The sequence below is a fragment of the Dokdonia sp. R86516 genome, from assembly GCF_044596715.1.
Taxonomy (GTDB): domain Bacteria; phylum Bacteroidota; class Bacteroidia; order Flavobacteriales; family Flavobacteriaceae; genus Dokdonia.
The window spans coordinates 21,880-46,533 of sequence record NZ_CP138998.1 but is presented as its reverse complement, the minus strand read 5'-3'; the positions used below and the strand labels follow the sequence as shown (position 1 = coordinate 46,533).

Here is a 24,654-nt window from a genome sequence, read left to right as displayed (position 1 = left end):
ACGTTTATGTCTAAGGTTTATTTTGATAACGCAGCAACTACTCAAATAAGAGAAGAAGTACTCGATAGAATGATGGAGGTTATGCGCGATGTGTCTGGAAATCCATCGTCTACTCATGCAGTAGGACGTAGCGCTAAAAGTATTGTTGAAAATGCTCGAAAGACCGTAGCTAAGATTTTAAATGTATCTGCTGGAGAAATATTTTTTACTTCTGGAGGTACAGAGGCAGATAACCTTGTAATCAATAGCGCAGCCCGTGATTTAGGAATACAACGCATAATTACTTCACGCATAGAGCACCATGCTGTGCTTCATGCTGCCGAAGAAGCAGCGCGTACTAACAATATCAAACTAGAATACGTAAACTTAAAGAGTTGCGGAACTCCAGATGAGAAGCATCTAGAAGAAATGCTAAAATCAAGTGAAGACAAAACGCTTGTGAGCTTAATGCATGTTAATAATGAAGTAGGTAATATGATTGATATAGAAGCTGTGGCGACTATGTGTAAATCATACGGGGCATTAGTACATAGTGATATGGTACAGAGTATAGGTCACTATGATGTAGACCTCCAGAAGATACCTGTAGATTTTGTCGCTGCTGCAGGCCACAAATTTCATGGACCTAAAGGAGTAGGGTTTGCTTTTGTGAGAAAAAATAGTGGTCTCAGACCTTTAATCTATGGCGGATCTCAAGAAAGAGGATTAAGAGCTGGAACAGAAGGAGTTCATAATATTGCTGGATTAGAAACAGCAATGGAATATGCTTATAATAATCTAGAAGAGGAAAGCGCTTATGTGAGGGGCATAAAAGACTATTTCACCGAAAGGTTACAACAAGAAATTCCTAAAGCTAAGCTTAATGGTAATTGTTCTAATCCAGAAAAAAGCACATATACTTTACTTAATGTTTGTTTACCCATAGCCTCAGAAAAGGCACTTTTACTGTTATTTCAACTAGATATGAAAGGTATATCTTGTTCTAAAGGAAGTGCTTGTCAAAGTGGTAGCGACAAGGGCTCGCATGTGTTGCAAGAAATTTTATCGGGAGAAGATTTAGAAAAGCCTAGTGTGCGTTTTTCGTTCTCAAAATATAACACAAAAGCCGATGTGGATTATGTGATAGAAATTTTAAAAGAATTTCTAGAGGGCGTTCCTGCCTAATTTAGAACTTTGCAGACATTCTTACATTAAAGACTCTAGGTGATAGAAAATTTGGGATTGCAAACTGTTGTCTCGTACTTGCATCTCTTACAAAAGTATTTGTAATCGAGTTTTGTCTATTAAATATATTATAGATTTCAAATCCCGCGGTTAGATCTTTAAATACATGAAGCCAGTGTCCCTTTGGGTATGGCTTTGTTGCATCTGTGAAGACATAGTTTATACCGATATCTGATCTAAAGTAATCTCGTAATCTCGGTAGCTCTGCAAATTGATATGGGTCTGCATAACTTGGAGATCCTCCAGGTAATCCTGTTTGATATACCATGTTAATGTATAATTTAAGATTTGGTATACTAGGAGCATAATCTTGAAATAAGAAAGCAACCTTTAATCGCTGGTCTGTAGGTCGAGGTATATAGCCTTGATTATCTATATTTTCTTCTGTGCGTAATATGCCAAGACTTATCCAACTCTCAGTTCCCGGTACAAACTCACCGTTAAGCCTTGTATCTAGACCGTACGATCGTGCAGTGGCATTATTAGTCGCTCTATATCTTATGCGTACATTTTCTAAGGTATATGGATTTACGTCAGTAAGTCCTTTGTAATAAGCTTCTGTAACTAGTTTAAAAGGACGTTCCCACATATTAAAGCTCCAATCGTGTCCAGCTACAATATGATAAGATTTTTGAGCTTTTACTTCTGGGCGTACTTGACCTAGTGAATCCCTTAACTCACGGTAGAGTGGAGGTTGTGCATACAGACCTCCTGATAGCCTAAAGATCATATCCTCACTTCCGCCTGGTTTTAAGCTTATCTGAGCTCTAGGGCTCACTATTGTTTGCGTGTTACTTTCTATACCGTCACCGTTTACAGTCCATTGTTGGGCTCTTACTCCTGCATTAATCCACACTTCACGTTCTCCCCAATCTATTCTTTTACTGTATTGACCATAAGCAGAGATGCGATTAATTTGAACATTGTTGCGTGCTCTTATATTTGTAAAGGGTTCGAGAGGAGCGTCAAAAGCTTCATAAGGTTGCTGGTTTACAAATTCACCTATGGGAGGTCTAATTGAAAACCCAGCCGAATCTATTACTTCATACTCCTCAAGACGGTCTCGTATATCTTCTCTAGTATATTTAATTCCCCAATCGAGCTGATCGTCGTTTTTTAAGTATGTTCCTTTGTGCTCTAGATTAATAAATAGTGCGTCAAGATCATTACGTGCATGAGTAAGTTGAGAACCTATACCTTGAGTAAATTCTACTTCCCCTAGATTTTCATCTCCTATGTTAGTGTTAGGTCTTCCCAAACGGTAATTTGCAAAAATGTCAAAATACTCTTGCTCTTGTGTGTGATATGCAGAGCCTAATAGTTTTAATGTCGTATGCTCATTAAGTTCATAAGTTCCTTTTAGTGCTCCAAAGTAGGTCTCATATTTATCTTTTTCTTGACCTTCATAAAAAACAACAAGCGCTCTAGGATCTGCTAGTGTTCCAAAATTAGTCTGCCTCGTAATTGGCTCATAATCGTATTTATTTACAGCAATATTTCCTAGAAAGTCCAATTGAAATTTATTTGAAAACTTATAGGTCAAGAAGGTCTGAGCGTCAAAAAAACGGGGTCTAAAATTTGTTTCTGTCTGCTTTGCATCTACAAGCAAGCTATTGTCTCTATAACGTACTCCTGCTAGTGCTGTAAAACGACCATCTTTTGTAATTCCCTCGCCAGATATACTTCCTCCTAGTAAACTTGCGTCTACACTAGCGGCAAAAGATGTAGGCCTTCTATAGCTTATATCTAAAACCGAGGATAATTTATCTCCATATTTTGCCTGAAAGCCACCGGCACTAAAAGCCACATTTTGGACAAGATCACTGTTTACAAAACTCAATCCTTCTTGTTGTCCAGATCTTACCAAGAAAGGTCTGTACACTTCTATCTCATTTACGTATACGAGATTCTCATCAAAGTTACCACCACGGACAGAATATTGTGTGCTCAGCTCGTTATTGTTACTTACCCCCGGTAAGGATTTTAATAAATTTTCTACTCCAGCATTTGCTCCAGGTGTTTTTCTAATAACTTCGGGAGATATTGTCACAACACCCTCAACACGTTGTTGTGTAGTTGCCGTTATAATTACAGTTCCTAGTTGCTCTACATCCTCTTTCAACACTGGATTAAACTCTACTTCAGCATTAGGGGAGAGGTTAAAAGGTTGCGTTATTTTCTTAAAGCCTACATAGGTGAAGTTTATAGTTACTTCCTCACCTGAAGGTATTTCTAGTAGGTAAAAACCATTGTCGTTTGTAGTTGTTCCATCCGTTCCATAGGAAACAGATACTCCAGGAATTGGAGTGTTCTTGTCGTCTATTACGATGCCTCGTAGGATAGCAGTTTGTGCTAGACTAGTAGCCGTAGCCATTAGAAACGTAATTATTAGGAATATGTAGTTTTTTTTCAAATGGAAGATTTTCTAAAGAAGGTAGTTTCAAATGTAGTACTATTTCCTACATTGTCAGTTACAATAAGTTTTAGATTGTTTTTTGTGTCTGTCACCACGTTGTCATTAAAATCATGAGTAAGGCGCTTAGTCTTTGGGTCATATTCGAGTAGAATGTACTTCCCATTTACAGTAGCTCTATAGCCTTTAATGCCGCTAGTAAGATCTGTTATTTCAAACTTGAGATATCTGTACTTAGACATCCATTTACCTTTTGTAACGTTTATGGCTTTTACAATAGGTAAGTCTGTATCTTTTGCTATCGTATAATCGCCTAAAGTACGTGTACTTATTTGTAATTTATTGCCTTTTATTCTAGTATTACTGTAATATACGTCGCCTTTATAGCCTATTCTTCCCAGATAAAGCTTATCTCGATCGTCTTCGTTGTAACCAGATAATGCATAGGAGATTGTGATGTTTTTATGTACAGGGATTAAATCTTCATGCAATGTAAGTTTGTCTCCTTCTGTTTTTAAATTGAGAAAAGTATTTTCATATAATGCACCTTTTGGAATGTAAACGTCAAATTTGCCGTCATTATATGTATATCCTTGGTCACTATAGACATAATCCTTTATTGCACTTTTGTCAGCAGGTGTTATCGTTTCTTTCTTACCCGTGATAGGTACGTTAATGATAACATTATTACCTGCATAGTCACGTACGTTTATTTGATATTGATAAGATAGACTATCTATTATATTAAGTATACCATTATCTACTTGTTTAGTGTATATACTCAACGGATTGTTTCTTTCTATAAAGAGTTTTTGAACCCTTTTGCGCTTGTCTTTATATAAGCCGTAGTCAATCATTCTGTTGAGGTAGCGAGTCTCTGCAAATGAAAATTTATCCATAGTAACTTCAAAGTTTTCTTGACCATTTACAGCTGTGGTAATAGCGTATATACCATTTTTATTATTGGCCAAATCTTGTTGATCTATGGTGCCTATTGCAAAACCTATTTCTCCATATGCTTTAAGATTTTCTGCCAGGTAGCTGCCATCAGGCTTTTGTGTTAGTCTCACAGAAACTGGATTTGCATTTTGATTAATAGATGCATTTTCTCCCAAAGGGTACGCGCGTAGTTCATTAATAGTAGGTTTACGCGTGTCTTTCGCAGTAAGTCCAAACAAAAATGGATTCATAGGGCGTTCATTTGCATCTCTTATTTCAAAATGTAAATGCGGTCCGCCGCTGCTTCCAGTGTTACCGCTATATGCCAGAATCTCACCTTGACCTATCTCTAGTTCGCCTTTTTTAGGGAAAAGCTCTATCTCAAAGCTTTCTTTTTTATACTGAGCATTTTTTACAAATTCTTCTATCTCATCACAAAATTTTTGAAGGTGTCCATAAACGGTAGTGTACCCATTAGGATGTGTAACATAAATGGCCTTCCCATAACCATAGTGCGATATCTTAATACGTGTAACCGTACCTGCCGCCGATGCATACACTGGAAGCCCTTCTCTTCTTTGTGTTTTTAAATCTAAGCCACTATGAAAGTGATTACTTCTCAGCTCTCCAAAACTTCCAGCAAGGACTAGCTGCCCATCTAGCGGATTAACAAAATAGTCTTGGGGTATATCTTGCTGTGAGAATAGAAGCGTGGTTGTAACTACAAATAATGTAAAGGATAAGATACTTTTAATCATAAGGGCTAATGTAGGTAATCAAGTAATAAAATAAAATGTAGAAGTATGTTATTAGTACGCTTTCGCGAAAGCGTAAAAGAAAATTACTCCTCTATAACGAAGCTCGTCGTAAATTCTTGTGATAGCGAGAAGTAGCCTAAGATAAAAGCATCTGGTCTATTTACGTTATCAAACTGATCTATGTTGTCTATATCTGTTACATTAAGAAAGTTTCCTCTTACGGTGGCTGTTGGGGTTTGAAAAGGTCCATTATCTCCCTGCTGACTCTGTTCTACGAGACCATTCATGTAGTTGAAGAAGTCTTCTGTAGCTCCCAGAATACTAATGTTTACTTCGTCTCCCGTTGCTATACCAGTATCTTCTGCATCATAAAAATAAGAGAACTCAAATTGTTGTCCCTCATAAAAACGGTCTTCGGTAGGTAAGAATTCATTAAAGCCGAAATCAAAGAGATAATAGTTCTCTTGAGCCTCAATATCTGTAAATGCAACAATAACTTCCTTGTCATCTTCGTCAAAGAGTCCTCCATCACCCTGAGTGACAGAATCAATAGGAGAAGAAGGCGCAAATGAAGTTCTTGCTAGATATAATTGATCTCGGTAAGTAACATACAAAAGAAAGTCACTCTCGTCTTCAAACCAGCTCGTGACAATTTTATTATCTGATACAGGAGAAGTTGTTGTGCTAAAAGGTCTATACGACCCAGGAGAACCCGGAATAGGCTCGTATGGAACACTACTGCCATCATTTTCTTTTCTTAATTCTAGATTTTCAATTGAGGCAGGCTCTATAGCTCCAAAAAATGAAGATGATAAAGAAACTTTTATAGTTGCATCTGTTAGATTTTGTGCAGTATCTATTCTAATAAGTGCATCTACAATGAGTCGTGGATCTTCATTTTCTAGATCTACATCTACTACATCTTCACAAGAAGTAGCAACAAAAAGTAGTGCGAGGGTTAAAAAGAAATATTTCATAATCTTAAAATTTGAAATTATAAGTTACTGCTGGTATTACTCCAAAAATAGAAGTTCTAATGGCCTCATTGTTTCCAGTTTCTGCATTTTGCTTGAAGTTAATTGAAGCAGCATTTCGTCTATTGTAAGCGTTATAAAGACTAAAAATCCATTCGGATTGCCATGAGCGACCTTCATTTGCACTAGGAGTTAGCGTTGCGCTTAAGTCCAGTCTATGATAAGATGGCAATCGTTGTTTATTGCGAGGACCATATGTTGGAATAACAATACCTTGAAACTCAAATTGTCCTACGGGGAAATTTGTAGGCTGTCCTGTTTGAAAAAGGAAGTTACTACCAAATTTCCACTTCTTACTGAGTTCATAGCTTAGATTCATAGAGATGTCATGAGTTTTGTCATAAGGGGTGTTATACCATTGCCCTCTATTAATACCTAACTCATTTTCATTTCTCCCGGGGGTACGCTGCTCAGATTTTGAGAGTGTATATGATATAAATCCTTTAAGGTCGCCATCATTTTTTCTTAACAAAAATTCTAAGCCGTATGCTCTTGCTTCGCCTTGTAATACTACTTGCTCGATAGCATCATTTGCGATAAGTTGTGCGCCATCAATATAATCTACTCTACCATCTATATTTTTATAAAAAGCCTCAGTTTCTAGGGTGTACTCTGTGTCTTTTACTTCAAAGTTCTTAAAATATCCCAAAGCATATTGATCTAGTTTTTGAGGTTGTACAAATTGCCCACTAGGAGTCCATATGTCTAATGGGGTAGGGGAGCTTGTATTTGACAATAAATGAAGATATTGAACGAGTCGCGTGTAACTTGCTTTTATAGAAGTGTCGTCATTAAACGCATAAGATGCAGCGATACGTGGCTCTAGTGAGTTAAAGGTAGCTAGTTTATCACTTCTTGATAAAGAAGTGTTTGTATCAATAGGGTCTTCACTTTTATAAATCAATAGAAACGGATCAAAAGTAACAGGTTGATTATCTCTATATATATTAATCTCATCTTGACCAAGACGAGTAAAATTACTATAACGTAGCCCGTACTCAACGGTGAGATCTTTTGATAATTTGTGCTCAATATCTACGTATGCAGCAAACTCATTTGCATACTTCTTTGTGAGTTGCTCTTCTATAATGCCAGAATCTGGTCCATTAGGTTTTATACGACCAGGATTAAATGTGTAGTATAGATTATTAATCCCAGAATAAATCTTCATCTTATCATTTAAGTAATGAGTAAGATCATACTTAAGGTTAATGTTGTTGATACCAGAATTCCACTCAAAGCCTACAAAATCAAGATCTAAACCATAATAATAGTCACTATAAATTAGGGAGGCGTTAGAAAAGAGTTTGTCAGAAAATATGTGGTTCCATCGCACATTGCCTACGGCGTTGCCGTAAACATTTTTAAAACTATCATCTATACTAAAGAGATCTCTACCAAAATACCCTGAGAGATATAAACTATTGTTGTCATTTATATTGTAGTTAATCTTAGTGTTGAGGTCATAAAAGTATGCCTTGTTGTCTATATCAAATAAGGGTAAAAATAAATGAGCATATGACGCTCTTCCACCCAGTAGAAACGCAGCTTTATCCTTTACAATAGGTCCTTCTACAAGTAATCTGCTTGCTACAGCGCCTATTCCTCCGCTTACTTTTACATTTTTGCTATTACCTTCTTTTTGATAAATGTCTAATACAGATGAGACGCGACCACCATAACGTGCAGGGATTCCGCCTTTGTAAAGTTTTAAATCTTTAATCGCATCAGGATTAAATACTGAGAAAAACCCGAAGAGGTGAGAGGAGTTGAATATAGTAGCCTCATCAAGTAGGATTAAATTTTGATCTGCCGCCCCACCACGCACATTAAACCCGGAAGCACCCTCACCAGCACTTGTAACTCCAGGAAGTAATAAAATTGCTTTAATAACATCTGCTTCGCCTAGTACGACGGGGATTTGTTTAATCGTAGCCGCACTTAATGCATTTACACTCATTTGAGGTTTACGTATACGCACTCGCTCTACTTTTTCTTCTATTACAACCTCGTTAAGTAATTCTTCAGATGGAGTGAGTTTAAAATTGCGACGTATGTCACTTGTGAGATTTACCGTTTCAATTACATCTGTATATCCTAAGTAGCTTACTTGTAATTGATAGATTCCCTCGGGCAATGTTATGGAGTAGAACCCATATGAATTTGTAACTACACCATCATTTAATTCTGGAAATAATATGCTTACACCAATTAAAGTCTCATTACTTGAATTATCGGTGATTGTACCACTGAGTGTATACTTTTCTTGACTCAATGAAAGCTGAGTAACTCCTAAGAGAAAGAGTAAAGTAAAGAACTTTTTCATGTTATAGTTTTGAGTAAAGCTAACGACAATAATTTAATTAAACTTGTTAAAAAAATGAAAGCCTCTTCTGTCTAGAAGAGGCTTTTAAATAGCTTTGTACGCTTTCGCGAAAGCGTTATAATTTAATCAATAATTGCATTAAATGTCGTACTTGGTCGCATAGCTGCAAATGTTTTCTCGCTACTTACACTATAGTAACCTTCTATATCTTGAGGGCTACCTTGTGCCGCGTTAAGCTCATTAATAATGGTCTGCTCATTGTCCTCCATAGCCTTAGCTACAGGTGCAAACTCTGAAGCTAGGTCAGCATTTACAGTCTGTGCAGCAAGTCCTTGTGCCCAGTAAAGTGCAAGGTAGAAGTGACTACCACGGTTATCGAGCTCGTTTACTTTACGAGAAGGAGATTTTCTGTTTTCTAAGAATTTAATCGTTGCTTCATCTAGCGTGTCTGCAAGAACTTGAGCGCGATTATTACCGCGGCTAGTTGCTACATGCTCTAGAGATACTGCTAGTGCTAAGAATTCTCCAAGAGAATCCCAACGCAGGTGACCTTCTTCTAGAAACTGCTGGATATGCTTAGGAGCAGATCCTCCAGCTCCAGTTTCAAATAATCCTCCACCATTCATAAGAGGAACGATAGATAGCATCTTTGCACTAGTTCCTACTTCTAGAATAGGGAATAAATCTGTATTATAATCACGAAGTACATTTCCTGTTACAGAGATAGTATCTTGTCCATTCTTGATACGTTCTAAAGAGAAACGTGTAGCAAGTACTGGTGACATGATTTGAATATCAAGACCATCAGTATCGTGATCTTTTAGATATAGGTTTACTTTCTTAATAAGTTGCGCATCATGTGCTCTTTCTTGATCTAGCCAAAATATAGCAGGAACACCCGTAGCTCTCGCTCGACTTACAGCAAGCTTTACCCAGTCACGGATAGGAGCGTCTTTTACTTGACACATTCTCCAGATATCACCTTCTTCTACCTTGTGTTCTGTTAATGTATTTCCTGCGTCATCTACTGTACGTACTACTCCAGCTGCTGGTATTTCAAAAGTTTTGTCGTGAGATCCATATTCTTCGGCTTTTTGAGCCATAAGACCTACGTTAGGAACGGTACCCATTGTTGTAGGGTCAAAAGCTCCATGTTTTTTACAGAAATCTATAGTTTCTTGGAAAACCCCAGCATAACTGCTATCTGGAATTACGGCTTTTGTATCTTGTTGTTTTCCTTCTGCATTCCACATTTGACCAGACGCACGTATCATTGCTGGCATGGATGCATCTATGATAACATCACTAGGAACATGTAGGTTTGTAATTCCTTTATCAGAATTTACCATTGCAAGATCTGGTCTTGCATCATAACAAGCTTTTATAGCAGCTAGAATTTCTTCTTTTTCTGAAGATGGTAATTCGTCAATTTTAGAAATTAAGTCTCCAAATCCATTATTTACATCTACTCCTAATTTATCAAAAGTAGTTGCGTACTTTTCAAACACTGGTGCAAAAAACACACGTACTGCGTGTCCAAATATCTTAGGGTCAGAAACCTTCATCATAGTCGCCTTCATGTGAAGGGAGAAGAGAATGTCTTTTTCTTTTGCATCAACCACTTGCTCTTCAAGGAAAGAAATCAAAGCTTTCTTCTCCATAAGAGAAGCGTCTATAATTTCTTCTGCTAGAACTGGTGTGTTGGCTTTAAGAACAGTAACAGTTCCATCTGCAGCTACGTGTTCAATACGCACATTTCCAGCCTCTTTTATGGTAACAGATTTTTCATTATTTCTAAAATCTCCATGAGACATCGTCGCGACGTGGGTTTTAGAATCTTCACTCCATGCACCCATACTGTGTGGGTTGTTTCTCGCATATTGCTTTACTGGCTTAGGTGCTCTTCGGTCTGAGTTACCTTCACGTAATACTGGGTTTACAGCACTACCTAGCACTTTTGCATATCTAGCGCGTATAGATTTTTCCTCGTCAGTTTTTGGTTCTTCTGGAAAATCTGGTATATCATATCCATCACTCTGTAATTCCTTTATAGCAGCGGTAAGCTGAGGTATAGAAGCAGAGATGTTAGGAAGCTTGATGATGTTTGCTTCTGGTTTTTTTGCTAGTTCGCCTAGCGCTTGTAATGCATCTTCTTGTTTTTGATCTTCTGTCAGGTTATCTGGAAAATTTGCAACGATACGACCAGCTAGAGAAATATCCACTAGCTCCATGTCAATATTAGAAGACTTGGTGAAACGTTTTATAATAGGAAGAAATGAATGCGTAGCAAGCATAGGAGCTTCATCCGTGAGTGTGTATTTTATAGTGGTCTTTTCTGTTGCCATTTAGAAGATATTTGTTTAGTAAATCTATTGAAAATTACTCGTAAGTCGAGCCTAGCAAATATACCAAATCACTAAGGTTACTTGCAATGCTAAGGAGTGTGAATACTGTGATAATTATCAAGAATTTAATAATTAATAGCGTGTCAAATCCATTTGAGTAGTTAAAGTGATTAATTGATGCTTTCTGAAGTCGTGGATACTTATTTGCTTTTGGTGTTGAAGGGCTGCATCTTTTTGTGATTAATCTATAATATGATTGTCAAGGTTTGTTCTTGAAATAGTTTATTACTTATCAATACAGCTTATTAGGCATTAATTGTCTGTTTGTATAAGTTACGTTGTACTATGATTGTATTCAGGTTCTAACACTCTAGAACGTTCCAATTGTTAAGATTGTATCCAAAAAAAAAGCTCCATCGTTATGATGGAGCTTTTTAGTAAAATATTGTGGTAGCTTAAGCGCCACGTCTTTCTTTAATACGAGCTTTCTTACCAGTAAGACCTCTAAAGTAAAAGATACGTGCACGACGTACAATACCTTTCTTGTTTATTTCAATCTTTTGGATTGCAGGAAGGTTAAGTGGGAATACACGTTCCACACCAACAGTACCAGACATTTTACGGATTGTAAATGTTTGAGTTCTTCCAGTTCCTCTTAATTGAATCACAACTCCTCTAAAGAACTGTGTTCTACTTTTTTCACCTTCCTTAATTTCGTAGTACACTGTAATTGTGTCACCAGCAGAAAAGGTTGGGAAATCATTTTTTGGGATGAATTCGTCTTGTACGAATTTTACTAAATCTTCCATTTTATGGATATTAAAGTGGTTTTACATTAGGGCAACATTCACGCGTATCGTCAGAGGTTAGCCTAATCAGTTGCAAGAAATTCCTGCGGTATTAATTTCAGTATGTAAAAGTTGTAGTGGAGTTTTGCTTTCGCGAAAGCGCTAGTAACACCTATCTACTTCTTAAATAACAAAAGAACCCCTATAGAAATATAGAAGTTCTCTGTATATCGTAATCGTAGTGCTATTAAAGAGCTGCTACGTGCTTTGCAAGCTTAGACTTAAGGTTAGCTGCCTTGTTATCATGAATGATATTGCGTTTAGCTAACTTGTCAATCATAGAAGCTACAGCAGGATATAAAGCCTGTGCATCTTTTTGCTCAGTCATATCGCGTAGTCTTTTGATCGCGTTACGAGTCGTTCTGTGTTGGTAACGATTTCTAAGACGCTTAGCTTCGTTGCTTCTAATTCTCTTTAAAGCTGACTTGTGATTTGCCATTATTGTTTTTTCTAGTAATTATAAAAATTGTAGCCCGTAGGGGAATCGAACCCCTCTTACATGGATGAAAACCATGCGTCCTAGCCGATAGACGAACGGGCCAGAAAAATTCTGAAGTGTTACCTTCAGAATTCATTAATTCAAAATGTGTAGCCCGTAGGGGAATCGAACCCCTCTTACATGGATGAAAACCATGCGTCCTAGCCGATAGACGAACGGGCCTAGAACAACGTTTAAATTGCGGATGCAAAAATAAACATATTTCTAGATGTTGCAAGCCAATTTCAAACTTTTTTTAAAAAAAAATTAATAAGCCTTGGCAAACAGTACTCTACGATTAGAAGGAGCGCCAGAAAAAACGCATTTTCCTTCTTCTTCAACAGCATCCATAGGTATACATCTTATAGTTGCTTTTGTAATCTGTTTTATTTTTTCTTCAGTTTCTGCTGTTCCGTCCCAGTGAGCACTTAGAAAGCCACCTTTAGTTTCAAGAACTTCTTTAAACTCTTCAAAGTCATTTACAGGCGTTACGTGTGTATCTCTGTAGTTTTTTGCCTTTGTGTATAGGTTTTCTTGTATCTCTTTAAGAAGGTCTACTACAGTCTCTACAATATCCTCTTTGGCTACAAACTCCTTTGTGAGAGTATCGCGCCTAGCAAGTTCTACTGTTCGTTTCTCGAGGTCTTTAGGTCCTATTCCTATTCTTAAAGGAACACCCTTGAGCTCATACTCGTTGAATTTCCAACCTGGTTTATGTGTATCACGATTGTCAAACTTTACAGAAACTCCGTGAAGTTTGAGGTCTTGTACAATTTCATTTGCCACTTGAGATATCGCATCAAGTTGTTCTTGTCCTTTATATATTGGTACAATTACTACTTGAAACGGGGCGAGGTTAGGAGGTAAAACAAGTCCCTGATCATCACTGTGGGTCATTATAAGCGCTCCCATGAGGCGTGTAGATACACCCCAAGATGTTGCCCATACATGCTCTTGTTTTCCTTGGTTTGTTGTAAATTTCACATCAAACGCTTTCGCGAAATTTTGACCTAAAAAGTGTGATGTACCAGCTTGTAAGGCCTTCCCATCTTGCATAAGTGCTTCGATACAAAAGGTTTCATCTGCCCCGGCAAAACGTTCACTTTCTGTCTTTACACCTTTAACTACAGGAATCGCTAAGAAATTCTCAGCAAATTCTGCATAGATGTTATTCATCAATTCTGCCTCTACAAGTGCTTCTTGCTTAGTTGCGTGCGCTGTATGGCCTTCTTGCCATAAAAACTCTGCAGTTCTTAAGAATAGGCGAGTACGCATTTCCCAGCGTACTACGTTTGCCCATTGGTTTATTAATAGTGGAAGGTCTCTATATGATTGAATCCATCCTTTATAAGTATTCCATATAATAGCCTCACTAGTAGGTCGAACGATAAGTTCTTCCTCTAATTTTGCATTGGGGTCAACTATAAGTTTGCTAGAGTCTTCAGGATCTGTTTTTAATCTGTAGTGCGTAACTACTGCACATTCCTTTGCAAAACCTTCTGCATTTTTCTCTTCTGCTTCAAAAAGGCTTTTAGGAACAAATAGCGGGAAATATGCGTTTTCATGTCCTGTTTCCTTGAACATGCGATCAAGTTCTGCTTGCATTTTCTCCCAGATAGCATATCCATATGGTTTGATAACCATACAGCCGCGCACCGCTGAGTTTTCTGCTAGGTCTGCTTGAACTACTAATTCATTATACCATTTAGAATAATCTTCACTTCTTTTTGTGAGGTTCTTGCCCATAAAACTTATTTTGGCACAAATGTTGTGTTAATTTGGTTGTAAAAATACCTAGCGAAATTAGGTATTTTTGAATCAAGCAACAATTAAAACATTATTGATATGGAATTTTATACTTCTCTCTTAGGCACAGTAAAAAAAATAACTTTTCTAGCTGCTACATCAGTTTTTATCATTGGTTGTAGTTCTACTCAGAATATTTATGATGAAGACGGGATTTATAGTAGTTCTCAAACTGATGTGGTAAGTAATTCCAATCAAGAAGTTTCTAATGGATCAAATTCTCAAGTTTATAAGAATTACTTCGAGAAAGGTGTGGAGGAGCTTAGCGATTTAGAGGAAGATGGTGCTATATTTACTGATATAGACTCCTACTCATCAGAGGCTGGGACAGAAATCTATGTTGATGGAGCTAGTTTTGAAACTAATACGGGCTATGCAGCTTGGGGAGATGAAGCTCAAGATGTAGAAGTTAATATTTATAATAATAATCCTTACTGGAGAGGTTTTGGATTTGGCTATGGAGGTTTTGGTAATGGTTTTGGATTTCCTAATCCATATGGAATCAGAAGTTATGCTGCATTTTGGTCTCCATGGGGAATGGGGTTTTGGAATACTCCCCATTACGGATATGGGAATTTCGGTTATGGGTACTACAGACCTTTTGTATCTCATGGTCACTACAATTATGGTACATATAACGGCGGAAGACTCGCATATAATAACAGTCCTCGTGGAAGAAGTTTAAATACAGGTAGAAGAGGAAATGCAATAAATGCTATCTCATCTTCAAGATCTCGTTTACGTTCGGCTTCTGGAAGAACAACACGTCCTACAAGTAGAAATACATATTCTAGAAGTAGAGGTACAAGTACTCGTGTTATAGGAGCTAGACCGTCATCTACTAATGGTGATGGAATTACTAGAGGAAGACCTTCAAGTACTAACAGAGATGGTATTAGAGGAGGTAGACCTACAAGTGCAAATCGAGATGGTGTAACAAGAGGTAGACCTAATACAACAAGACCAAGTCGTCCTTCAAGACCATCTGGTACTCAATCTAGACCTTCACGTCCGGTAAGACCTAGCGGAACTAAATCAAGACCAGCCTCGAGACCATCAAGACCAGCAGCCACGCCTAGCAGATCTTCATCAAGAAGTAGTTCTTACTCTCGATCTTCTTCTTCGTCAAGAAGCAGTAGCGGATCGTCGTCAAGATCTTCTGGAAGAAGCGGTGGGCGTAGAGGATAATTGATATTGTTTACAACATAAGTTTTATATATGAAAAAATTAATTTTAATAGCGGCATTAGTGGCCACGGGAACATCTTTCGGACAGACTATTTCTGATGCACTTCTATATACGTCATCAAATGTGACAGGAACAGCTCGTTATAGAGCCATGGGAGGTGCCTTTGGTGCTTTGGGTGGAGATTTAAGTGCAATAGGAGATAATCCTGCAGCGAGTGCTGTATTTACCAGAGGTACAGTATCACTTTCTATTGTTAATGATAACTACGATAATGATACTAGATATTTAGGCAACACTACAAACGTTTCGGACTCTGATTTATCTATAAATCAGGCTGGAGGTGTATTTATTATAGGAGGTTCTGGTAATTCTAAGTGGAATAAAGTTTCTCTTAGCTTCAATTATGATCGAACATCAAATCTTGATAATCAGTATACAGCTGTCGGAAATAATACAAATTCTATTTCCAGTTACTTTAGTGACTTTGCACAGGGAGTGCCACTTGACTTGCTTGAAACTGTTGATGGTGAATCGGTAGCTGATTTGTATCAATTTCTTGGAGAGACTGAAGGTTTTGGAGCTCAACAAGCATTATTAGGATTTCAATCATTTGTTTTGGATCCTGTATCAAATGATTTAAGTAATACTGAGTATTTTGTAAATACCGTTGCCGAAAATTATGACCAAGAGTACATCTTTGCATCATCAGGTTATAGTGGTAAAGCGTCATTTAATATAGGAGCTCAGTATGATGAGAATCTTTATTTAGGTCTAAATTTAAATTCTCACTTTATTGATTATAATCAGTCTACAGTTTTGTTTGAATCAAACAATGTTGGGGCAGATGAAGGTTTTACAAATATTACTGACATACGTTTTGAAAATAATTTAAGAACCATAGGTAGCGGATTTTCATTTCAATTAGGAAGTATTTATAAAGCTGGAGAAAACTTAAGGGTTGGTTTTACTTATGATTTACCTACGTGGACAACTATAAGCGAAGAGACTAATCAAAGTATATCAACTACTGCAATAGATGATGCAGGAGTGTTCAACACAGTGATTAATCCTAGAGTAACTAATATCTATGAGGATTATGAAATCAAAACTCCTGGAAAATATACAGGTAGTGTTGCATATCTTTTTGGACAGCAAGGTTTATTAAGCTTTGATTATTCTTATAAAGATTATACAAACCTAAGCTTTAGACCAGAAAGCGACTCTTTCTTTAATGCCCAAAATGCAGCGATAGATAACTTATTGCAACCAGTAAATTCTTATAAATTAGGTGGAGAGATTAGATCTCAAGCATGGAGTTTTAGAGGTGGTTACCGCTATGAGGATAGTCCGTTTAAAGATGAAACTACAGTAGGCGATTTATCTGGTTACTCTGCAGGAGTTGGTTATAATTTTGGAAAGATAAAACTAGACGTAGCGTACGATACATTCTCTCAAGAGCGCACTAATTCTCTATACAGTACAGGATTAACAAATGAGGCTACAGTAGATCGTGATAACACATCCGTGATTGCTACGCTTACAGTGAGTCTTTAAAAAGAACTTTTATAGTTAATAAAAAAAGCTACCTTCGGGTGGCTTTTTTTTATGAAACTATGGGAACAATAATTGCACTATCAGGAAGTAATAGCAAAACATCTATAAATAGTATGTTGCTGGATTATATTATCAATTCGATTCAATCTCAACCCGCGGCGCGTTTGCATCTTTTAGATTATGATATTCCTATGTATAATTTAGATTTAGAACAAGAACGAGGAATTCCAATTGATGTTCAAATCATAAAAAATAAGATTGCTGAGGCTTCTGGTATTATCATAGGAGTAAATGAGCACAACGGGATGATATCTGCCTTTTTTAAGAATATTCTAGATTGGCTTTCTCGTGCAGACAGGAATTTCTTAGCAAATAAAAAAATCCTTTTAGTGAGTACTTCTCCTGGGGCTAGAGGAGCTTCTTCTGCGCTTGAGTATATGAAGAGTACTGCCCCTCGTTTTGGAGGAGTTATAGCAGAGAGTTTTAGCTTTCCTTCATTTCAAGAAAACTTTGACGTAAAGGACCTCTCCATAACAAGTCCTGCTATGGAGTTAGGGATTTCTCAAGTGCTGGCTTCATTTCTTCAGCAGCTAGATGATTAGTTTTTTACAGCCTCTAGTAAAACAATATCATATGGAGTATCAAGAGTTATCTTGCCGTCGATTATACTAGCTTCTTGTCCTGAGTAGGTGTCCTTGACAGTTTGCGCTTTCGCGAAAGCGTTACCCACCAGAATTTCTTTCACCCCGATATTTAAGTCTAATCCTATGACCACAGTATCTGCCAGACCATTTTTATCAAATGATCTTTTAAAAACATAAGGAGCTGCACTTAGCATCTCGTGAGTACCAGCACCTACCGAAGGGTGATCTCTTCTAAAAGTACCTAGCTTTTGCCAGTGGCTAAGAACATTATTTGTAGTGCTGTTCTCAATATCTTCCCAGTTCATGAAGCTCCTTAGCGTAGCATCACCATTTGTTCCTTCGATGGTGAGGTCTCTCGCAGTTTCATCACCATAATAAACCTGAGATATCCCCGTAGTTAATAACAGCTTAGTACCTGTTTCTATAGCTTTGTTTCGGTCTTTATCAAATGGTTGTCCATCATCATGTGAGGTAGCATAGTTTACAAAACTCTTATCGCTAAAGATCGAATCCTTGATTGCTGCATACTTGCTAAATAACTGTTCATAGCTTCCTTGAGCATCATATTTAAATTGGAAGTTGATGAGATTGTCAAAGCCATTTGCAAAGTAATCTACCTTTTTATCTCCAAAATCATAAGAACGACCTCCATCTATAGAGTAATTATACACTTCTCCAAACATGAAAAAGTCATTATCATCCATCACTTTATCCTCATTGTTTGCTTTATAATCTGCAAAGGCCTTATCTGCTTGTGCTCTTAATGCCACCCATGAGGCTTCGTCCACATGTTTTGTAGTATCAACTCTAAAAGCATCTACTCCAAAATCACGTATATAATCTGTAAGCCATTTTATAATGTAATTGCGTGGTGTTTTCTTGAGGTTATTTGTTGTAAAATAAGAGTCAAGCTCTGCCATTTCTTCATCATAACGTCCTTCAGACTTCCATTTTGCTACTAATGTAGCAGGAAGTGTAACTTCTTGATCACTCTCTGTAAGGATGTCTGGAAGGTTTTCTACAAGACTGCAAGCAGTAGTGTTTTCATAGGTGCTGAAAGCACAATTAGGATTTTCTCGTGCCCAATCTTCACCCCAGAATGGATCTTGGTCTGTAACTGGACCTGTGTGGTTAAGTACCACATCCATAACGATACGTATATCTTTTTGATGTGCTGCGCTTATTAATTTTTGCAAGTCCTCTCTTGTACCAAAGTTAGGGTCTAGTGAAGTCCAGTCCTTGGTCCAGTAACCGTGATAACCATAAGTAACACCTGTGCCTTCATCTACTGCTCCATGTACTTGCTCTACAACTGGAGTAAACCAGATGGCATTAATCCCTAGATCTGTAAAGTAGCCATCTTCTATTTTCTGTGTGATTCCTTTGATGTCACCACCCATAAAATCTCTAAGTACAGCACTCTCTTGAGTTCTATCAAAGTTGACATCATTACTTGTATCGCCATTATTAAAACGATCTGTAAGCAGGAAATACATATTTGAAGCTTCCCAGAGAAAAGGAGTTTTTCTTTCCACTTCAACCTGCGTTACTGTAGTTTCTTTTTCTTTACAGCTTGATATTGAAACAACAACAAAGAGTAGTGCGACTATAGATTTTATATTCATCATGAGATTATTTTTAATCATTACGAAGCTAGTGAATCCTTTTGAAATTTGAGAAGGGTAGAAGCCCAAAGAAAATAGTACATTTACGCACTTAAAAAATATTATGCCCTCATTCCAAGTTTGGCTTAGTGCCGCCCGTCCTCGTACCTTACCACTTTCTATAGCTGGGATTCTTGTAGGAGGCGGACTTGCAATGCAAGAAGGTGCATTTAACTGGAGTATTTTTATACTAGCCATACTTGCTACCTTAGGTTTTCAAATCTTATCTAATTATGCAAATGATTATGGTGATGGGGTTAAAGGAACAGATAATGCAGAGCGTGTAGGGCCCGCAAGAGCCATGCAAAGCGGCCTTCTAACGGCACAACATCTTAAGAAGGCAATCGTAATTACATCAATTATTACCGTGGTTATAGTACTACTCTTGATTTATGTTTCTTTTGGTGTAGATCACTTCTTGCTTTCGGTCTTATTCTTCCTTTTAGGAATTGCCGCTATCGTATCTGCCATTAAGTACACAGTGGGTAAAAGTGCTTACGGTTATAGAGGACTAGGAGATGTTTTTGTATTTATATTCTTTGGCCTAGTGGGTGTACTAGGATCTTTCTTTCTATTTACACAGTATATTAATTTTATACAGATACTTCCCGCGCTTACTATAGGTGCATTATCTACTATGGTGTTGCATCTTAATAATATGAGAGATCGTGAAGCAGATGCTCGGGTAGGTAAAAACACACTTGCTGTTGTTTTAGGAGCAGCAGGAGCAGAAAAATATCATACTGCGCTGTTCTTCTTAGGGCTTTTAAGCTGGGTTTCTTATTTACTGCTTACAGCTACGCATATTATCGATTGTATCTCTCTCATCGCTTTTATACCATTAGTTAGGCATATGTTTACCGTAGGAAATACATCTGCACACGCATTACTCGATCCTGAGCTTAAGAAAGTTGCCTTGTCTACATTTCTACTTGCTGTACTGTATTTCATAAGTTGCTATATTTAGAAAGTATATAATTACGCTTTCGCGAAAATTTTCTAAAAACCTTTATTACCATCACGAGATAATCCGCAATGTTATGCATCACTAATGGGTTATCAATAAGACTGCGCTTTTCAATAGAAGCCGGTGTAAAGCAAAAAAAACGGGTAGCGTGAGCTACCCGTTTTTTATATAACAGTTAAAACTGACTAGTTTACAGAAGTTGCAAGCTCAGATCCAGCTTTGAACTTTACTACGTTCTTTGCTGCAATTTTAATAGTTTTTCCAGTTTGTGGATTTCTTCCTTCACGTGCGTTACGCTTAGAAACAGACCAAGATCCAAAACCTACAAGAGAAACACGTCCTCCATCTTTAAGAGTCTTTTCAACATCTCCTAAGAAAGATTCTAATGCTTTTTTTGCTGCAGCTTTAGTGATACCTGCGTGCTCTGCCATTCCGTCAATTAATTCTGATTTGTTCATAATGTAAATTGTTAATTAATTAAATTGTTGGTTAAGCTAAATGCTTAATTCCCTAACAAATTTATCCGAATTAATTGCCTATGCAAGCAATAGCAAGGGAAATGAGCGCTTTTGTTAATAAGTCAAGCCAATTGTTGATAAAGGCAGTCTCTTTTTATAATTCCCTTAACACCAATAGGAGCAAGGGTTTAGCGCATTTTTGCATTTTTATCAAATTTGTATCCGTTTAAAAGGTCTTTAACAGCCATTTTTTTCTTCCCAGAGAGCTGTATTTCGGTGATGCAAATGTAACCTTCTGGCGTTGCGATAGCTAGATAATCATCTACTTGGGTTACTGCTCCAGATGGAATAAACATCTCTTTTTCTGCTTTCGCGAAAGCGCTATAAATTTTTACACGTTGCTCTTTTCCTCCATTTTCGAGCATAGTGTAGGCAGCTGGATAAGGGCTCAGGCCTCTTATGTGATTGTAAATATCTTGAAGAGGAGCTTCCCAGTTTATTCTTGTGTTTTCACTATGTAACTTGTAAGCAGTCTTTAATTCTTTTGAGGAGTCTTGTACAAATGTGGTTACTTCGTCACTCGCTATTGCTTTAACAGTTTTTACTACAAGGTCTTTACCTGCAATCATGAGGCGATCATGTAAAGCGCCGGCATTTTCCTTGTCACCTATAGCAAGTTTCTCTTGTAAAATAATCTCACCGGTATCAATTTTATCATCTATAAAGAAAGTGGTTACTCCAGTTTCTGTCTCACCATTAATAATAGCCCAGTTTATAGGTGCAGCGCCACGATATTGAGGTAATAAAGAAGCATGAAGATTAAAGGTTCCATAAGCCGGCATTTTCCACACAGCTTCTGGAAGCATTCTAAAAGCAACTACAATCTGTAGGTTTGCATTAAGAGCTTTTAATTCTTTTAAAAACTCCTCGCTTTTAAGATTTGTAGGTTGCAAGATGTTTAGGTTTTTAGTCTTAGCAAATGCCTTTACATCACTTTCTCTTACTTTTTGTCCTCTTCCTGCAGGGCGGTCTGGTGCGGTAATTACTCCCACTACATTATACTTTTCTTCTAGTAGGCCATTTAAAATGGTTACAGCAAACTCTGGTGTACCCATAAAAACTATGCGTAAATCTCTCATAATAAGGTGTAGGTGTTATTTGCCAAAATGGCTATCTTTTTCTGATCCAAAAGTAGTCGAATCGTATTAATTATAGCTTGTTGTGGGTAGTCTAGTTGTGATATTTCTCGAGAAGTTTTTGGGCCTTCTCTTAAGATATCTATGATAGCACTGTCTATGGCAGTTCTTGAAATTCGATTTGTGGCATTTGTGCATACATCGCAGTGACCACAAGGTGTGGTTAATGTTTCATCAAAATACTGCATAAGTTGTATCGCTCTACAAACATTGTCTGTAGCAAGGTAAGTCTTTATTGCTTCTACTTGGTCTCTCTTGTAACTCGCTTGTGCTTTGATATATGGAGCGATCACGTTTATTGTTCTGTCATCATCCCTAGGCACAAGAAAGGTGACTGCGGTATCATAGTTTTGATGCTCATAATCTATAATGTCATCTTTCTCAAGAGTAAGTAAAACTTGATGTACTTGTTCTATCGTTTTACTAGCCTTTGTAGCTATGATACTGTAATTAATATTTGTTACTTGTTCAAAAACAGCTCCGTAAGTTCTAAGAACCGCCTTCACAACATCATCTAGCTGATTATTGCGTATTAAGTAGTAAGAAAGTGCAAAGTCATTTACCTTAAAGTTGATTGTTGCGCGTTTTGTAAATTCTTGTGACAAGCTTATGACACTATTGCGATCAAGCGTTTGAAGGGCATTAAACGTAAGTATAGTGTGAAGCTTATAGGTTGCACAAAACTCGCTAAAGTTAAAACGATGCAGTGTCTCTTGACCTTCACCATAAGAGATTTGAAAATAGTTGTTGAGGTGTTTATATATCTTTTTTATATCTGCTACCTGAGGGATAACTTTTATAAACTGATTATCTAGCCTTACTTCATCATTTTCATTGTAAAGAAGTACTGCTTGCGATTGTTGTCCTGCTCTTCCTGCTCTTCCTGCTTCTTGAAAGTAATTTTCTATACTATCTGGTATTTCTAAGTGTACCACAGTTGCTACATCTGCTTTATCAATACCCATCCCAAAGGCACTCGTTCCTACCATGACTTGCACTTTATTATTTCTCCACGCTAGGTACTGTTTGTGACGTTCATCACGAGACATTCCACCATGATAAGAAGTGGCAGAGATGCCTCTACCTTTTAAAAAGTGAGCGGTGTTTAACGTAGCTTTTCTATTACGCACATAAACGATAGCGCTAGCCTTTGTATTTGCAAGGATTGTTTCTAGTTGATAAAACTTGTCTGTTGCTTGCACAACATTATATGTGAGGTTAGGACGGTGATAGGAGGTTTTAAATAATTGTGGATCTTGTAATTCTAACTGTTCTGTAATGTCTTTAAGTACCTTAGGTGTTGCTGTAGCCGTAAGCGCTATAAATGGTACCGAAGGTTTGAGAGCGCGTAGTTGGGAGATTTCTCTATATGCAGGTCTAAAGTCGTGTCCCCATTGTGAAATACAATGAGCCTCATCTACCGCAATAAGAGAGACATTCATGAGTTTAATTCTTTCTCTTACGAGGTCTTGCTGTAATCGCTCTGGTGAGAGATACAATAGTTTATAATTTCCATAAATACAATTATCTAGTAAGCTGTCTAGATCACTAAAGGAAATTCCGCTGGTGATTGAGAGGGCTTTGATTCCTTTTTCTTGCAAAGTCATTACTTGATCTTTCATAAGGGCGATAAGCGGCGATACCACTATCGTAATCCCATCAAGTATTAATGCTGGTAATTGATAGCATAGGGACTTCCCACCACCTGTAGGCAATAATGCGATACTATCATTTCCATCAAGCACATTTTTAATGATTTCTGCTTGTTGAGGTCTAAAGGTGGAGTGACCCCAATATTGTTGTAATATGTCTTGAGCTTGATTACTCAAGTGCTAGCGTTTTTAAAATAAATGCAGCTCTATCTTCTACTGGAGACAGTGGTACTACAATAGGGTCGTACCCATAATTTTGGTATGTTTTTACAAGGTGTTTTTCAATTTTTTGAGCTTGTTCAAAAGTCTCGTATCGCTCTTGATCTACTTTGTGTATTTTCTCCCATGTGGGTAGTATAAAAACAATATCGTAGGTGTAGGTCTTACACGCTTGAACAAATGCCTCGGGATACTCTTGCCCTATAAAATCCATATATGCCACAGTGTCAGGAATCCCTCTGTCTATAAAAACGGTGTCTGTTATATAGGAGTCTACTTCTTTATGTTGCTGTATGCGAGCATCTCTCAGAAGTTCAGAAAAAAGCAGAGGTTTCTCTAGAAATAACTGGTCAATACCTTCTTTTTGAGCCTGGCTTATTACTTGTCTGGAGATTTCCTCAAGGCACGGGTATCCTAGTTGTTCTAGGTGATTAAGCAATGTTGTTTTTCCGGTAGATGGACCTCCTATAAGAAGTATACGTTTTGGCATAAAAATGGTAGTCTTTTTAGCAAAATTAAGCAAACTACAAAGAACGCGATTTATGTACCTTTGTATTATAATATATACCCATGAGTTCAAATAAAAACCCAGAAGAGTTTTATAAAAAATTAAGGACACAACTAGAAGAAACTTCTAGCTGGCCCGCACCTTACCTATATAAGTTTATTGTACCTGCAAATGCAGAAAAAGAAGCACAAATAGAAGGGCTTTTTAACCATCTAGGTGCTGTAATAAAAAAGAATGTCTCTCGCACAGGTAAGTACACAAGTGTTTCTATAAACGTACGTTTAGACAATCCTGATGTTGTCATAGAAAAGTATAAAGAGGTAGGGAAGATAGAAGGCGTTATTTCACTTTAAGGAGAAATACGCTTTTGCGAAAATGTTATTAATCACCACTATTTTGTAGCATCACTATATCTGCGTGAGGGATCGCAGTG

Annotated in this window: 19 protein-coding genes and 2 tRNA genes; 6 read left to right on the top strand and 15 right to left on the bottom strand. The window is 37.3% G+C overall.

Annotation, left to right across the window (positions count from 1 at the left end; all coding sequences use genetic code 11):
• Positions 1-6 precede the first annotated feature (6 nt).
• Positions 7-1,164, top strand: a complete 1,158-nt coding sequence (locus SJY23_RS00210; RefSeq protein ID WP_396597011.1) for a cysteine desulfurase family protein — start codon at positions 7-9, stop codon at positions 1,162-1,164.
• Position 1,165: 1 nt separating this feature from the next.
• Here SJY23_RS00210 and SJY23_RS00205 read toward each other — a convergent pair whose 3' ends face one another.
• The 10 genes from SJY23_RS00205 to proS all read right to left on the bottom strand — a co-directional run bounded on the left by SJY23_RS00205 (position 1,166) and on the right by proS (position 14,111).
• A complete protein-coding gene (locus SJY23_RS00205; protein ID WP_396597010.1) occupies positions 1,166-3,598 on the bottom strand; it encodes a carboxypeptidase-like regulatory domain-containing protein in 2,433 nt (810 codons plus the stop codon).
• Positions 3,599-3,633: 35 nt separating this feature from the next.
• Positions 3,634-5,334: a M23 family metallopeptidase gene (locus SJY23_RS00200; protein ID WP_396597009.1), complete on the bottom strand. Its 1,701-nt coding sequence runs from the start codon at positions 5,332-5,334 to the stop codon at positions 3,634-3,636.
• 83 nt (positions 5,335-5,417) lie between these two features.
• Entirely contained in the window at positions 5,418-6,311 is an 894-nt protein-coding gene (locus SJY23_RS00195) for a DUF4249 domain-containing protein (RefSeq protein WP_396597008.1), read from the bottom strand.
• Positions 6,312-6,315: 4 nt separating this feature from the next.
• Entirely contained in the window at positions 6,316-8,694 is a 2,379-nt protein-coding gene (locus SJY23_RS00190) for a carboxypeptidase-like regulatory domain-containing protein (RefSeq protein WP_396597007.1), read from the bottom strand.
• A 122-nt stretch (positions 8,695-8,816) separates the two neighbouring features.
• On the bottom strand, positions 8,817-11,039 hold the full coding sequence (locus tag SJY23_RS00185; protein WP_396597006.1) for an NADP-dependent isocitrate dehydrogenase: 2,223 nt from the start codon (positions 11,037-11,039) through the stop codon (positions 8,817-8,819).
• A gap of 455 nt (positions 11,040-11,494) precedes the next feature.
• On the bottom strand, positions 11,495-11,848 hold the full coding sequence (gene rplS, locus SJY23_RS00180) for a 50S ribosomal protein L19 (RefSeq protein WP_035336310.1): 354 nt from the start codon (positions 11,846-11,848) through the stop codon (positions 11,495-11,497).
• Between the two features lie 226 nt (positions 11,849-12,074).
• Positions 12,075-12,326 carry a 30S ribosomal protein S20 gene (gene rpsT / locus SJY23_RS00175; protein ID WP_013751623.1) on the bottom strand — a complete coding sequence of 84 codons (252 nt, stop codon included), beginning with the start codon at positions 12,324-12,326 and terminating at the stop codon, positions 12,075-12,077.
• 30 nt (positions 12,327-12,356) lie between these two features.
• Positions 12,357-12,428, bottom strand: a tRNA-Glu gene (locus SJY23_RS00170).
• 48 nt (positions 12,429-12,476) lie between these two features.
• Positions 12,477-12,548, bottom strand: a tRNA-Glu gene (locus SJY23_RS00165).
• An 84-nt stretch (positions 12,549-12,632) separates the two neighbouring features.
• On the bottom strand, positions 12,633-14,111 hold the full coding sequence (gene proS / locus SJY23_RS00160) for a proline--tRNA ligase (RefSeq protein ID WP_396597005.1): 1,479 nt from the start codon (positions 14,109-14,111) through the stop codon (positions 12,633-12,635).
• Between the two features lie 99 nt (positions 14,112-14,210).
• On the opposite strand from proS, the gene SJY23_RS00155 reads away from it, so the two are divergent.
• From SJY23_RS00155 to SJY23_RS00145, 3 genes are read left to right on the top strand one after another with little or no spacing between them, the layout of a single operon-like run.
• Positions 14,211-15,359: a hypothetical protein gene (locus SJY23_RS00155; RefSeq protein WP_396597004.1), complete on the top strand. Its 1,149-nt coding sequence runs from the start codon at positions 14,211-14,213 to the stop codon at positions 15,357-15,359.
• A gap of 30 nt (positions 15,360-15,389) precedes the next feature.
• Entirely contained in the window at positions 15,390-16,913 is a 1,524-nt protein-coding gene (locus tag SJY23_RS00150; RefSeq protein WP_396597003.1) for an OmpP1/FadL family transporter, read from the top strand.
• 59 nt (positions 16,914-16,972) lie between these two features.
• A complete protein-coding gene (locus tag SJY23_RS00145) occupies positions 16,973-17,515 on the top strand; it encodes an NADPH-dependent FMN reductase (protein WP_396597002.1) in 543 nt (180 codons plus the stop codon).
• Here the strand turns inward: SJY23_RS00145 and SJY23_RS00140 are convergent.
• A complete protein-coding gene (locus SJY23_RS00140; RefSeq protein WP_396598086.1) occupies positions 17,512-19,182 on the bottom strand; it encodes an alpha-amylase family glycosyl hydrolase in 1,671 nt (556 codons plus the stop codon). The two genes, SJY23_RS00145 and SJY23_RS00140, sit on opposite strands and share 4 nt — an antisense overlap.
• Before the next feature lie 103 nt (positions 19,183-19,285).
• Here SJY23_RS00140 and menA point away from each other — a divergent pair, with 103 nt between their 5' ends.
• Positions 19,286-20,188 carry a 1,4-dihydroxy-2-naphthoate octaprenyltransferase gene (gene menA, locus SJY23_RS00135; RefSeq protein ID WP_396597001.1) on the top strand — a complete coding sequence of 301 codons (903 nt, stop codon included), beginning with the start codon at positions 19,286-19,288 and terminating at the stop codon, positions 20,186-20,188.
• A 185-nt stretch (positions 20,189-20,373) separates the two neighbouring features.
• Here menA and SJY23_RS00130 read toward each other — a convergent pair whose 3' ends face one another.
• The 4 genes from SJY23_RS00130 to SJY23_RS00115 form a co-directional block, all read right to left on the bottom strand.
• Positions 20,374-20,646, bottom strand: a complete 273-nt coding sequence (locus tag SJY23_RS00130) for an HU family DNA-binding protein (RefSeq protein WP_013751630.1) — start codon at positions 20,644-20,646, stop codon at positions 20,374-20,376.
• 188 nt (positions 20,647-20,834) lie between these two features.
• On the bottom strand, positions 20,835-21,785 hold the full coding sequence (gene fmt / locus SJY23_RS00125) for a methionyl-tRNA formyltransferase (RefSeq protein WP_396597000.1): 951 nt from the start codon (positions 21,783-21,785) through the stop codon (positions 20,835-20,837).
• On the bottom strand, positions 21,782-23,671 hold the full coding sequence (locus SJY23_RS00120) for an ATP-dependent DNA helicase RecQ (RefSeq protein WP_396596999.1): 1,890 nt from the start codon (positions 23,669-23,671) through the stop codon (positions 21,782-21,784). Before SJY23_RS00120 ends, fmt begins: the two co-directional genes overlap by 4 nt.
• Positions 23,664-24,203: an AAA family ATPase gene (locus SJY23_RS00115; protein ID WP_035336320.1), complete on the bottom strand. Its 540-nt coding sequence runs from the start codon at positions 24,201-24,203 to the stop codon at positions 23,664-23,666. The genes SJY23_RS00120 and SJY23_RS00115 overlap by 8 nt, the downstream gene beginning before the upstream one ends.
• An 80-nt stretch (positions 24,204-24,283) precedes the next feature.
• On the opposite strand from SJY23_RS00115, the gene SJY23_RS00110 reads away from it, so the two are divergent.
• Positions 24,284-24,574: a DUF493 family protein gene (locus SJY23_RS00110; protein WP_035336321.1), complete on the top strand. Its 291-nt coding sequence runs from the start codon at positions 24,284-24,286 to the stop codon at positions 24,572-24,574.
• Positions 24,575-24,654 lie beyond the last annotated feature (80 nt).

Bases quoted from the DNA above. Each gene is read 5' to 3' on its own strand.
- SJY23_RS00210 (WP_396597011.1), top strand. From the start codon at position 7: ATGTCTAAGGTTTATTTTGATAACGCAGCAACTACTCAAATAAGAGAA.
- SJY23_RS00205 (WP_396597010.1), bottom strand. From the start codon at position 3,598: ATGGCTACGGCTACTAGTCTAGCACAAACTGCTATCCTACGAGGCATC.
- SJY23_RS00200 (WP_396597009.1), bottom strand. From the start codon at position 5,334: ATGATTAAAAGTATCTTATCCTTTACATTATTTGTAGTTACAACCACG.
- SJY23_RS00195 (WP_396597008.1), bottom strand. From the start codon at position 6,311: ATGAAATATTTCTTTTTAACCCTCGCACTACTTTTTGTTGCTACTTCT.
- SJY23_RS00190 (WP_396597007.1), bottom strand. From the start codon at position 8,694: ATGAAAAAGTTCTTTACTTTACTCTTTCTCTTAGGAGTTACTCAGCTT.
- SJY23_RS00185 (WP_396597006.1), bottom strand. From the start codon at position 11,039: ATGGCAACAGAAAAGACCACTATAAAATACACACTCACGGATGAAGCT.
- rplS (WP_035336310.1), bottom strand. From the start codon at position 11,848: ATGGAAGATTTAGTAAAATTCGTACAAGACGAATTCATCCCAAAAAAT.
- rpsT (WP_013751623.1), bottom strand. From the start codon at position 12,326: ATGGCAAATCACAAGTCAGCTTTAAAGAGAATTAGAAGCAACGAAGCT.
- proS (WP_396597005.1), bottom strand. From the start codon at position 14,111: ATGGGCAAGAACCTCACAAAAAGAAGTGAAGATTATTCTAAATGGTAT.
- SJY23_RS00155 (WP_396597004.1), top strand. From the start codon at position 14,211: ATGGAATTTTATACTTCTCTCTTAGGCACAGTAAAAAAAATAACTTTT.
- SJY23_RS00150 (WP_396597003.1), top strand. From the start codon at position 15,390: ATGAAAAAATTAATTTTAATAGCGGCATTAGTGGCCACGGGAACATCT.
- SJY23_RS00145 (WP_396597002.1), top strand. From the start codon at position 16,973: ATGGGAACAATAATTGCACTATCAGGAAGTAATAGCAAAACATCTATA.
- SJY23_RS00140 (WP_396598086.1), bottom strand. From the start codon at position 19,182: ATGAATATAAAATCTATAGTCGCACTACTCTTTGTTGTTGTTTCAATA.
- menA (WP_396597001.1), top strand. From the start codon at position 19,286: ATGCCCTCATTCCAAGTTTGGCTTAGTGCCGCCCGTCCTCGTACCTTA.
- SJY23_RS00130 (WP_013751630.1), bottom strand. From the start codon at position 20,646: ATGAACAAATCAGAATTAATTGACGGAATGGCAGAGCACGCAGGTATC.
- fmt (WP_396597000.1), bottom strand. From the start codon at position 21,785: ATGAGAGATTTACGCATAGTTTTTATGGGTACACCAGAGTTTGCTGTA.
- SJY23_RS00115 (WP_035336320.1), bottom strand. From the start codon at position 24,203: ATGCCAAAACGTATACTTCTTATAGGAGGTCCATCTACCGGAAAAACA.
- SJY23_RS00110 (WP_035336321.1), top strand. From the start codon at position 24,284: ATGAGTTCAAATAAAAACCCAGAAGAGTTTTATAAAAAATTAAGGACA.